This window comes from Pseudoxanthomonas sp. CF385, assembly GCF_900104255.1.
Lineage (GTDB): Bacteria > Pseudomonadota > Gammaproteobacteria > Xanthomonadales > Xanthomonadaceae > Pseudoxanthomonas_A.
The window spans coordinates 2,058,477-2,069,796 of record NZ_FNKZ01000001.1; the positions used below are offsets into that span (position 1 = coordinate 2,058,477).

An 11,320-nucleotide genomic window follows, 5' to 3' on the forward strand; every position below is an offset into this window, starting at 1 on the left:
TTCTCAAGGAGCGTAAGTGTGAGCCAACAAACCGAGGCGGACGGTGACGCTCCGCAGCCGAGAAAGCTCGTTGACTTTCTTACCAGTGCAGGCGTGGGCATCTCGGAGCGCGTCATTGATGCCACTGGATTTAAGCCTATAGATCCAAGCATTGTGCGAATGCCTGGTGTTGTGCCGCGCGAGTTGGAGTTTCGCTGGCCCCGCCTGCTTATGTACTGCCCCAACTGCGACGGTGAACGCTACTTCGGAGCGATGCCCGGTCAGTGGAAGATTGTTAAGAACCAGGATCTGTTCGTTCTATATCTGTGCAAGAACTGCACTTTGACCATCAAAACATACGCGCTACGTGTCGGGTTGGACGATGTTTCGGCTCCGAACACTGCGAATTTCATCAAGATTGGTGAATTCCCTTCTTTAGACGAGAAGGTACCCAATCGGCTGTTGGTGCTTGTAGGGAAAGACCGTCAAATGTTTCTGCAGGGACGCAGAGCAGAGCGGGCCGGATTAGGGATCGGCGCGTTTGGCTACTACAGGCGAGTAGTCGAGAATCAGAAATCCGAGATTTTGGCTGCCGTCGCAGAAGCCGCAAAGGCATTAGGACACGATGATTTCGCAGCCGAAGTGATGGCAGCGAATCAAGAACGGCAGTTCGCTGCAGCGATCGACAAGATTAAGCGCGTTCTGCCGGAAAGTCTCCGTGTGGGAGGGCATGACCCGCTTCGTGTTCTGCATAGCGCTCTCAGTGAGGGGCTTCACAACAAAGATGACCAGCATTGCCTGGAGTATGCGGGGACCATTCGCGAGGTTCTGGGTGGCTTGGCGGAGCGTATTGCCCACGCCAAGCAAGATGAAGCGAAGCTACGAAGTAGCATCGGCAAGCTGCTCAAGCAAGCGGATGGCCAGGCTGAGTGACCAACGGGGCAGTGTGTGTCCCGTCGAGCTAAGGCGCATATGCGCGAGGGCATAGAAGAGACGGCCGGTATAACCCTTGGGGATTGCGGCCCGCTGACGCCCCGTGAAGCCGAGGCTGTTTTATGGGTCGCTCTCGGTAAGACGTCTTGGGAGGCTGGCCGCATCCTCGGCGTCACCGAGGGCACGATGAACGTGCACGTCGCCAGTGCCTCGTCGAAGCTTGGGGCGTCCAATCGAGCCCACTTGGTCGCGTGCGCTTTCGTTAGCGGCATACTCGTCGGAAGTTCCGCACGGGATATTCCCCAAAAACTCCCCAAAAACACTTAAGGCCGCCTCTCGGCAGCCCTAAGTGCTTGATAAAGTTGGCGTCCCCACGGGGATTCGAACCCCGGTCGCTACCGTGAAAGAGGATCTTTTTCACCGTCAATGCTGCTGAGAGGGCGCGACGAGAGCGCTTTTGGGCGCCAAGCCTGCTCAGCGTCGCATTAATGGGGGCAGGAGTGGGGGCAAAGGGCGCTTGATCTTTGGCGTTTTGCATTTATTATCAATAACTTAGTCTTCAAGTGCGGCTGCGGCGAGAGCTTCACCACCTCGGCCGACGCCGCCTGAGCCATCTCCCGGGGGCAGGACTTGCCCCTAAGTGACTGACCTGCCATACTTTCCTGCTCCCGGCCGCCAGCCTGGCAACCGGGTCCTTGCCCCACCGCGTCCGTTCCGGATGTCCGGGGGGCTGTTCCGCCCTGCAGGTGTTTCCCGCGGGGCCCACATCCGAAAGGTATAAAACGATGCGTCACTATGAAGTCGTGTTCCTGGTCCACCCGGACCAGAGCGAGCAGGTGCCGGCCATGATCGAGCGTTACAAGGCGCTGATCGAAGGCGGCAACGGTACGATCCACCGTCTGGAAGACTGGGGCCGCCGTCAGCTGGCCTACCCGATCCAGAACCTGGTGAAGGCCCACTACGTGCTGCTCAACATCGAGGCCGATCAGGCCGTGCTGAACGAGCTGGTCGAGAGCTTCCGCTTCAACGATGCCGTGCTGCGCAACCTGGTCATCAAGCGCGATGGCCCGGACACCGAGCAGTCGCTGATCATGAAGAACAAGGACGAGAAGGGCGACAAGCCCGAGCGTGGCGAGCGCCGTCGCCGTGACGATGAGGAAGGCGAGGGCGGCAATGCCGCTTCGACCGATTCCGACACCGCCGAAGCCGCCTAAGGAGCCCACCCATGTCCAAGTTCTTCCGCCGCCGCAAGTTCTGCAAGTTCACCGCCGAAGGCGTGAAAGAGATCGACTACAAGGATCTCAACACCCTGCGCCAGTACCTGACCGAGAACGGCAAGATCGTGCCGAGCCGCGTCACCGGCACCAAGTCGCGCTACCAGCGCCAGCTGTCCGCCGCGATCAAGCGCGCCCGTTTCCTGGCGCTGATCCCGTACACGGACAACCACGACGTGTAATCCAGGGCCTCCCCGCACGGGGAGGTTCTTTCTTTCACTGTCATTCGGACAGCCAACCGCTGCAGGCATGGCCTGCTAACGAATACGGAGCATTACGATGGAACTGATTCTTCTGCAGAAAGTCACCAACCTCGGCGTCCTGGGCGACAAGGTCAACGTGAAGCCGGGCTACGGCCGCAACTACCTCGTGCCGCAGGGCAAGGCCGTGCCGGCCACGGCCGCCAACGTGGCCGAGTTCGAAGCCAAGCGCGCCGAGTACGAAGCCAAGGCCAAGGGCGTCCACGACGAGGCCGAAGGCCGCGCCGCCAAGCTCGAAGGCGCCAGCGTCACGATCACCGCCAATGCCGCGACCGAAGGCAAGCTGTTCGGCTCGGTCGGCCCGCGCGACATCGCCGACGCCTTCACCGCCGCCGGCCTGCCGCTCGAGAAGAGCGAGGTCATCATGGGCGAAGGCGCGCTGCGCAACATCGGCGAGTACGAGATCGTCGTGAAGCTGCACGCCGACGTGCAGACGACCGTCAAGGTCGTGGTGCAGGCCGAAGCCTGATCCACCCGCGCATCATTCCGTGATGCCGACAGACGGGCGCCGCAAGGCGCCCGTCCTGTTTCCGGGGCCGGTCGCCTGTCGCAGGCGCTGAGATGCCCACCGGTTATCCACACACTTATCTGCAACACCCCTGGGCATGGACTGCCTACCATGTCCGGCCGTGCGGGCTTTCGCCCCGCATGCGCCGCAGGAGCTTGCACCGCACATGTCCGCACGCACCGGTTTCCGCCAGGACCCCCACGATTCGCGCATCGAGCAGCTCCGCGTGCCGCCGCACTCCATCGAGGCGGAACAGGCCGTGCTGGGCGGGCTCATGCTCGCGCCGGAAGCCTACGACCGCATCAACGACAAGCTCACGGCCAACGACTTCTACCGTCGCGACCACCAGCTGATCTACCGTGCGATCGCGGAGCTGGCCGAGCGCAACCGCCCGTTCGACGCGGTCACGCTGGGCGAGTGGTTCGAGTCCCAGGGCCAGATGGACCTGGTGGCCGGCGGTGCGTATCTGGTCGAACTGGCCAGCACCACGCCGTCCGCCGCGAACATCACCGCGTACGCCGAGATCGTCCGCGACAAGGCGGTGATGCGCCAGCTGATCGAAGTGGGCACCGAGATCGTTAACGACGCGTTCCAGCCCGAGGGCAAGGAAAGCGACGAGATGCTGGCGATCGCCGAGCAGAAGGTGTTCGCCATCGCCGAACAGGGCGCGCGCGGCCGCACCGATTTCGTGGCGATGAACGATGCGCTGAAGGACGCCTTCGAGGTGCTGCGCATCCGCTCCGAGAGCGGCGGCACCGTCACCGGCCTGCCGACGGGCTATACCGAATTCGACATGATGACGGCCGGCCTGCAGCCGACCGACCTGGTGATCCTGGCCGCCCGTCCCGCGATGGGCAAGACCACGCTGGCGCTGAACATGGCGGAATACGCCGCCATCAAGTCGAAGAAGGCGGTGGCGATCTTCTCGATGGAAATGTCGGCCGGCCAGCTGGCCATGCGCCTGATCTCCTCGGTGGGCCGCATCAACGCCACCCGCCTGCGTACCGGCCAGCTGGAGGACGAGGACTGGAGCCGCGTGACCAGCGCGATCCGCATCCTGAAGGACCAGGCCAAGGTCTTCATCGACGATACGCCGGGCCTCTCGCCGGACGTGCTGCGTTCCAAGGCGCGCCGGCTCAAGCGCGAACACGACCTGGGCCTGATCGTCATCGACTACCTGCAGCTGATGTCGGTGCCCGGCAACAGCGAGAACCGCGCCACCGAGATCTCAGAGATCTCGCGCTCGCTGAAGGGCCTGGCGAAGGAGCTCAACGTGCCCGTGATCGCGCTGTCGCAGCTCAACCGCTCGCTGGAAACCCGTACCGACAAACGCCCGGTGATGGCCGACCTGCGCGAATCGGGCGCCATCGAGCAGGATGCGGACATGATCGTCTTCATCTACCGCGACGATTACTACAACAAAGAAACCTCGCCGGACAAAGGCCTGGCCGAGATCATCATCGGCAAACAGCGTTCGGGCCCGACCGGCTCCTGCAAGCTGCGGTTCTTCGGCGAGTACACCCGCTTCGACAACCTGGCCCACGACTCGGTGGGCAGCTTCGAGTGACCGCTACTTGCGGATGAAGTAGCTCACGTAGACATCGCCCGTCGCATCGCCGGCCACGGTCGTGTTGGCATCGAAGAACGATTCGCGGAACCAGGGTTCCGGCATCATGTAGGTGTAGATGAGGCGCTGGAAGTCGGCCTGGGGCAGCTGCTGCGGATTCCGCGTGGTCGCCACCGCGGTCAGCATGCACAGGCTCTTGCTGCAGCGCGGTCGCCCGATCTCCAGTCGTTCGAACTCGTGCGCATGGCGCTCGATCGTCTGCTGGATCAGGGCTTCCAGTCGCGGCGACCAGTCGGGGTCTGCCGGTTCCGAACGTCCCAATGTTTCGTAGTCCTGCGCATCCGAGCTGCTGTTCCGCAGTCCGGTCATGAATTTGTCCAGCCGGCGCTCTCCCTCCGCCGACAACGGCCGCGCGCCCGCACGCACACCGATGGCCGGCGCAGGCAGCTGCGCGCCGCCTGGCGTTTCGGGCAAGGGCTTCCCGGAGGTGACGGGCGCGCCGGGTGAGAGGGCGGGCGTATCGGCGGCGTCCGACCCGGCGGACAGCGGCGATGAGCCGGGTGCCAGGACAGCGGACCGGCCATCGTGGGTCGATGCGGTGTCCATGTGCACGGTGCGCGTCCATCGCCATGCCCCGATCGCGGCGAGGACGATCACGCCAGCGACGATCATCGCGGTGGATCTCGAGCGTAGCGCCATCGGAGCCTATCCCTGGAACCCGTCGCCAGCCTAACGGCTCTTTTCCGCTACGGCATGAACGGGGAACGAAGGGCTGGACGCTACAATCAGCGCATGGATACTCCGGTGGATACCGCCCTGTCAGTCCCGCACACGCGTCCGGAAGCGAACGACCGCCCCACGCGCATCCGCGTGGGCCTGGATGCGCTGGCGCACAACCTGCGCGCGATCCAGGCCCATGTCGGGGTGCCGGTCATGGGCATCGTCAAGGCCAACGCCTACGGTCACGGGCTGGTGCCGGTGGCGCGTCATCTCGAGGCGCAGGGTGTCGAGCAACTGGGCGTTGCATTCGTGGAAGAGGGCATCGCGCTGCGCCGGGCCGGCATCACGGTGCCGATCCTCGTGCTGGGCGGCATCCATGCGCCGCAGGTGACGCAGTTCCTCGCCCACGACCTGGAAGTGACGGTGTCGTCGATCGCCAAGCTGCGTCAGGTCGAGGCCGCCGCCGAGGCGACCGGGCGCAAGGCCGTTGTGCACCTCAAGGTGGACACCGGCATGGAGCGCATCGGCGTGCACAGCGAGAACGCGGCGTCCTTCATCGAAGCCGCCGTCGCCTCGCGCCGCTGCATCGTGAAAGGCATCTACTCGCACCTGGCTTGCGCGGACGATCCTGCCTCGCCGATGACGCGGGAGCAGCTCGACCGCTTCCTCGCCGCCTGCGCGCACTTCGATCGCCTGGGTGCGCCGATGCCGATCCGTCACCTGGCCAACTCCGGCGGCGTGCTGCATTTCCCCGAGACGTGGTTGGACATGGTGCGCCCCGGTATCGCGCTCTACGGCGTCCTGCCCGATCCGGCGTCACGCGCGACGGTCGATCTGCGGCCCGCGTTGTCGCTGGTCTCCCAGGTGGTCTATTTCAAGATCGTCCGGGCCGGCCGCACCGTCAGCTACGGGGCCACGTGGACGGCGCCGCACGACACCCGCGTGGTCACCGTGCCGATCGGCTACGGCGACGGCTTCCCGCGGGCGCTCTCCTCGCGCGGCGAAGTGCTGGTGCGAGGGGTGCGCCGGCCCATCGTCGGCCGCATCTGCATGGACCAGTTCATGGTGGACGTGGGCGCCGACGGCACCGCGTACAACGAGGACGAGGTGGTCCTGATCGGCGATCAGGGCGGATCGGCGATCCGCTGCGAAGCGGTGGCGCAAGCGGCCGGCACGATTCCCTACGAGATCCTGACCGGCCTGAACGAGCGGATCCCGCGCGAATACACCGGCGGCGCTGCATCCGACGGACCGCGCGATACGTAAAGGCAGGGGTTCTCCACCCGGTCATGCCGATGCCCTACGCCCTGGTCTGGTTCCGGCACGATCTGCGCCTGGACGACAACCCCGCACTCCGCGCCGCGCTGGACGAAGGCTACACGCCGGTCCCGGTGTACATCCGTGCTCCGCAGGAAGAGGGCGACTGGGCGCCGGGCGGCGCATCGGATGCGTGGCTGCATCGCTCGCTGGAGGGGCTCGATGCCGACCTGCGTGCACGCGGTTCGCGCCTGGTGCTGCGCCGCGGGGCCAGCGCGGCCGTGCTGGACGCCTTGCTGGAGGAGACCGGGGCCGAGGCGGTGTTCTGGAACCGCAAGTACGAACCGGCCACGCAGCCGCGCGATGCCGCCCTGAAGAAGGCGCTGCGCGAACGCGGCCTGCGGGTGGAGAGTTTCAACGGCAGCCTGCTGTTCGAACCCTGGGACCTCGCCACGCAACAAGGTGGGCCGTACAAGGTATTCACCCCGTTCTGGCGTTCCGCCCTCGCGCAGTGGCGTGCGCCGGCGACGTGGGATGCGCCCGGCACGTTGCCCGCGTTCGACGCCGCCTGGCAGGGCGAATCACTCGATGCCTGGTGCCTGACACCGGCGCTGGGCTGGGATGCCGGGTTCTGGGAGACTTGGACACCGGGCGAGGCCGGCGCGCGCGAAGCGGTGGAGGTCTTCATCGACGGCGCGCTCAACGGCTACCGCGCCGACCGCGACCGTCCGGACCGTGTCGGCACCTCGAAGCTGTCCCCGCACCTGCACTTCGGCGAGATCGCGTCGTGGCGCATCACCGCCGAACTGGAGCGCGCACGCACCGCCGCCAACAGCGCCGACATGGACGGCTACATCCGCGAGCTGGGCTGGCGCGAATTCGCCTACCACCTGCTGCACCATTTTCCGCACACCCCCACCCAGAACCTCAACCCGCGTTTCGCGCACTTCGATTGGGCGAAGGTGGACCCCGACGTGCTCGCGGCGTGGCAACGCGGACGCACCGGCGTGCCCATCGTGGATGCCGGCCTGCGTGAGCTGTGGGCGACGGGCTACATGCACAATCGCGTGCGGATGATCGTGGCCAGCTACCTGGTCAAGCACCTGCGCTATCACTGGTCGCACGGTGCCCGCTGGTTCTGGGACACGCTGGTGGATGCGGACCTGGCGAACAACACGCTGGGCTGGCAGTGGGTCGCGGGCACCGGCGCCGATGCCGCGCCGTACTTCCGTGTGTTCAATCCGGTGACCCAGGCGGAGAAGTTCGACCCGAAGGGCCAGTACATCGCGCGATGGGTGCCGGAACTGGCCGACGTGCCGCTGCCGCTGCGCTTCGCGCCGTGGCAGAAGCCGGACGTGCTCGCGCACGTGGCCCCCGACTATCCGCGCCGTCCGCTGGTGGATCTTGCCGAGGGGCGCGAAGGCGCGCTGACCGCGTACCGCAAGACCGGCGACTGAGCCGCGTTGACGCCTTTCGTCGCCGCGTGCTTCACTCGGCGCGGGAGAGGAGGGCAAGCATGGCCACGAAGAAGGCGCCGGCAAAGCCGCGTCGCGAGCCGATGTCGCGGGTGGACACCGCCTGGTTGCGGATGTGTCGTCCGACCAATCCTATGATGATCACCGGCGTGCTGATGTTCGACGAGCCGATGACGCTCGATCGGCTGAAGCAGGTGATCAAGAAGCGCTTCCTCGCCTATCCGCGCTTCCTGCAGAAGGCGGTCGATACGCCGGCGGGTGCCTCGTGGGTGACCGACCCCGACTTCGACCTGGACTGGCACGTGCGCCTGTCCGCGCTGCCCGGTCGGCATGATCCGAAGTCCGAGAAGAAGGCGCTGGAGCGCTTCACCAGCCAGATGGCCTCCACGCCCTTGGACAAGACCAAGCCGTTGTGGCAGTTCCACCTTATCGAACGCTACGGCACCGGCTCCGCGCTGGTCGCCCGCATCCACCACAGCTATGCCGACGGCATCGCCCTGGTGCAGGTGCTGCTTTCGCTGACCGATACCAGCCGCAAGCCCGACACGGGCAAGGACCTGCGCTCGGCCTGGCTCAAGAAGGACGGCGTGGAAGTCGTGCGCCGCGTCGGCGCCATCGACCGCTACGTGCAGATCGGCGGGAAGGTGATCGGCAAGGGCATGGAGATGATGCAGGACCCGACGCTGGCCACGATGCTGGCGAAGGAAGGCGGCGAGATCGGCCGCGAACTGCTGCACGCGCTGTCGCTGTCCGACGACCCGCCCACGCTGCTGCGCGGCAAGTTGGGCGTGAGCAAGCGCGTGGCCTGGGCCGAGCCGCTGGACCTGGAAGACGTGAAGGCCGTCGGCCGTGCCTGCGACTGCACCGTCAATGACGTGCTGATGGCCGCCGCCGCCGGCGCGCTGCGCAGCTACATGCTGGAACGCGGGGAACAGCTGGACGGCGTCACCCTGCGCGCCACCGTACCGGTGAACCTGCGGCCGCTGGAGCACGCCCGCAAGCTGGGCAACCATTTCGGCCTGGTGTTCCTTGACCTGCCGGTGGGCGAGGACAACCCGATCCGTCGCCTCGAGCGCGTGGCCGAGTGCATGCGTGACCTTAAGAATTCACGGCAAGCCATTGTTGCATTTGGACTTCTTGCCGCACTCGGCATGGCACCATCGGCCCTGCAGAGCGTGGCCCTGGAGCTGTTTTCCCGCAAGGCGACGGCAGTGGCCACCAACGTGCCCGGACCCCAGCAACCGCTCTACATGGGCGGGTCGCGCCTGCGGGAGATGATGTTCTGGGTGCCGCAAACGGGGTCCATCGGCATCGGCGTCTCCATCCTCAGCTACAACGGCCGCGTGCACTTTGGCCTGATCGCCGACGCCAAGCTGATCCCGGATCCGGATGCGGTGATCCGCCGCTTCGGCCCCGAGTTCGAGAAGCTGCTGTACCTGTCGCTGATGGGGAGCTGGGAGCACACCCTGGATGCCGAAGGCGCCGCGGCGCTGGTCGGCTGAAGCCCGACGGCACCTGAATGAACAGGGCTCAAATCGCGTGTTGTAAACATTTCGCTGGGTAGGCTTGCGACCGTTCCGGGTATTCCCCCGCACGCCACCCAGGAGGATGTATGAATGCGATGCTGAAGACCGGTGCCCTCGCGGCACTCACCGTCACCCTGCTCGGCGGCTGCGCCAGCTACACCGGCCAGACGAACGACCCGAACGACCCGAACCGTACCCGTAGTGGCGCCCTGATCGGTGCAGGCATCGGCGCGGTGGCCGGCCTGCTCAGCGGCGGCGATGCCACCGAGCGTCGCCAACGCGCCCTCGTCGGCGCGGGCATCGGCGGCATCGCAGGCGGTTCCATCGGTGCCTACCAGGACCGCCAGGAGGCCGAACTGCGCCGCCAGACCGCAGGCACGGGCATCGACGTCAGCCGCGATGGCGACGTCATCAAGCTCAACCTGCCCGATGGCGTGACCTTCGATTTCGGCAAGGCCGACCTGAAGTCGCAGTTCTATCCGGCACTCAACAACGTCGCCTCGACGCTGCGCGAGTACAACCAGACCATCGTGGAAGTCAGCGGCCACACCGACAGCATTGGTACCGATGCGGTGAATCAGCGCCTGTCGGAGCAGCGTGCGTCGTCGGTCGGTAACTACCTGATCGGCCAGGGCCTGCAGCGCGAGCGCTTCGAGATCGTCGGCATGGGCAAGCGTTATCCGGTTGCCAGCAACGACACCGACGCCGGCCGTGCGCTCAACCGCCGCGTCGAAATCCGCGTGCTGCCGGTGCGTTCGTAAGCGCCTCCGCACGTCGCACCACCGACGGGCCGCCTCGCGCGGCCCGTCTTCGTTTCAGCGGTCCGCGAACGCGTCCGTCGCGCGCACCAGGGCATCGGTGATCGCAGGCTCGGTGGCGCCGTGGCCGGCCAACACCATCTCCAGGCGTGCTTCTGGCCAGGCCTGCGCCAGGTCCCAGGCGCTGCGCGGCGGGCAGATGATGTCGTAGCGACCTTGGACGATCACACCGGGCAGATGACGGATGCGGTCGATGTCGCGCAGCAACTGTCCGTGCGAGAGAAAGGCGTTGTGGCGGAAGTAGTGCGCCTCGATCCGCGCCTTGGCCAGGACCTTGGCGGGATCCTCGTCCGAAGCGGCATCCGGGTCGTGCAGCAGCGTGGCCGCACCGTCTTCCCAGCCCAGCCAGGCCTGGGCGGCTGCCATCGCGATCGCAGCATCGGGATCGTCCAGGCGACGCCAGTACGCGTCGATCATCGCGTCGCGCTCATCGGTCGGGATATGCGCCTCGTAACGTGCCCAGCGCTCCGGAAACACCCAGCGCGCACCGCCATCGGCTTCGTTGAACCAGCGGTTCTCTTCTTCGCGGCCCAGGTAGACGCCGCGCACGATCAGGCCCATGGCGCGCTCCGGATGCGCCTGTGCGTAGGCCAGCGCCAGCGTGGAGCCCCACGAGCCGCCGAACACGAGCCAGCGCTCGATGCCTACGTGCGCGCGGACGGCTTCGATGTCGGCGACCAGGTGCGCGGTGGTGTTGTCGCGCAGTTCGCCGAACGGCGTCGAGCGGCCGGTGCCGCGCTGGTCGAACAGGACGATGCGGTAGCGCGCCGGATCGAAGAAGCGCCGATGCACCGGCGACAGGCCCGCGCCTGGGCCGCCGTGCAGGAAGATCACGGGGATGCCGTCCGGATTCCCGCATTCCTCCACATGAAGGGTGTGCAGGGCATCGACGGCAAGCCGGTGCGTGCCGTACGGCGCGATCTCGGGATACAGCGTGCGCATGGGCAGGGGTCCTTGCGGGGTGTCCGAGCATAGCCAGCGGCGGTCCGTTCGTCAGCCCGCA

General features: G+C 66.0%; 11 protein-coding genes. 9 read left to right on the forward strand and 2 right to left on the reverse strand.

Annotation, left to right across the window (positions count from 1 at the left end):
- Window positions 1-18: 18 nt before the first annotated feature.
- The 5 genes from BLT45_RS18125 (at window position 19) to BLT45_RS09605 (ending at window position 4,521) form a co-directional block, all read left to right on the forward strand.
- Window positions 19-912 (forward strand): hypothetical protein, encoded by an 894-nt coding sequence (locus tag BLT45_RS18125; protein ID WP_139187977.1) that lies wholly within the window; start codon window positions 19-21, stop codon window positions 910-912.
- A 785-nt stretch (window positions 913-1,697) separates the two neighbouring features.
- Window positions 1,698-2,126 carry a 30S ribosomal protein S6 gene (gene rpsF / locus BLT45_RS09590; RefSeq protein ID WP_093297957.1) on the forward strand — a complete coding sequence of 143 codons (429 nt, stop codon included), beginning with the start codon at window positions 1,698-1,700 and terminating at the stop codon, window positions 2,124-2,126.
- 11 nt (window positions 2,127-2,137) lie between these two features.
- The gene (gene rpsR, locus BLT45_RS09595) at window positions 2,138-2,368 is read left to right on the forward strand and encodes a 30S ribosomal protein S18 (protein WP_093297965.1); all 231 of its coding nucleotides are present in this window, start codon (window positions 2,138-2,140) and stop codon (window positions 2,366-2,368) included.
- A gap of 97 nt (window positions 2,369-2,465) precedes the next feature.
- Window positions 2,466-2,915, forward strand: coding sequence for a 50S ribosomal protein L9 (gene rplI / locus BLT45_RS09600; RefSeq protein ID WP_093297968.1), 450 nt, complete (start codon window positions 2,466-2,468; stop codon window positions 2,913-2,915).
- 205 nt (window positions 2,916-3,120) lie between these two features.
- The gene (locus tag BLT45_RS09605) at window positions 3,121-4,521 is read left to right on the forward strand and encodes a replicative DNA helicase (RefSeq protein ID WP_093297971.1); all 1,401 of its coding nucleotides are present in this window, start codon (window positions 3,121-3,123) and stop codon (window positions 4,519-4,521) included.
- 3 nt (window positions 4,522-4,524) lie between these two features.
- Here the strand turns inward: BLT45_RS09605 and BLT45_RS09610 are convergent, their stop codons facing one another.
- Window positions 4,525-5,220, reverse strand: a complete 696-nt coding sequence (locus BLT45_RS09610) for a hypothetical protein (protein WP_139187978.1) — start codon at window positions 5,218-5,220, stop codon at window positions 4,525-4,527.
- A gap of 93 nt (window positions 5,221-5,313) precedes the next feature.
- On the opposite strand from BLT45_RS09610, the gene alr reads away from it, so the two are divergent.
- The 4 genes from alr to BLT45_RS09630 all read left to right on the forward strand — a co-directional run bounded on the left by alr (window position 5,314) and on the right by BLT45_RS09630 (window position 10,260).
- Window positions 5,314-6,507: an alanine racemase gene (gene alr / locus BLT45_RS09615; RefSeq protein WP_175455781.1), complete on the forward strand. Its 1,194-nt coding sequence runs from the start codon at window positions 5,314-5,316 to the stop codon at window positions 6,505-6,507.
- Window positions 6,508-6,536: 29 nt separating this feature from the next.
- A complete protein-coding gene (locus BLT45_RS09620; RefSeq protein WP_093297981.1) occupies window positions 6,537-7,955 on the forward strand; it encodes a cryptochrome/photolyase family protein in 1,419 nt (472 codons plus the stop codon).
- A gap of 59 nt (window positions 7,956-8,014) precedes the next feature.
- Entirely contained in the window at window positions 8,015-9,475 is a 1,461-nt protein-coding gene (locus BLT45_RS09625; RefSeq protein ID WP_093297984.1) for a WS/DGAT/MGAT family O-acyltransferase, read from the forward strand.
- 110 nt (window positions 9,476-9,585) lie between these two features.
- On the forward strand, window positions 9,586-10,260 hold the full coding sequence (locus tag BLT45_RS09630; RefSeq protein ID WP_175455782.1) for a YiaD family glycine zipper/OmpA-like lipoprotein: 675 nt from the start codon (window positions 9,586-9,588) through the stop codon (window positions 10,258-10,260).
- A gap of 54 nt (window positions 10,261-10,314) precedes the next feature.
- Here the strand turns inward: BLT45_RS09630 and pip are convergent, their stop codons facing one another.
- On the reverse strand, window positions 10,315-11,259 hold the full coding sequence (pip, locus tag BLT45_RS09635) for a prolyl aminopeptidase (protein ID WP_093297987.1): 945 nt from the start codon (window positions 11,257-11,259) through the stop codon (window positions 10,315-10,317).
- Window positions 11,260-11,320: the final 61 nt, after the last annotated feature.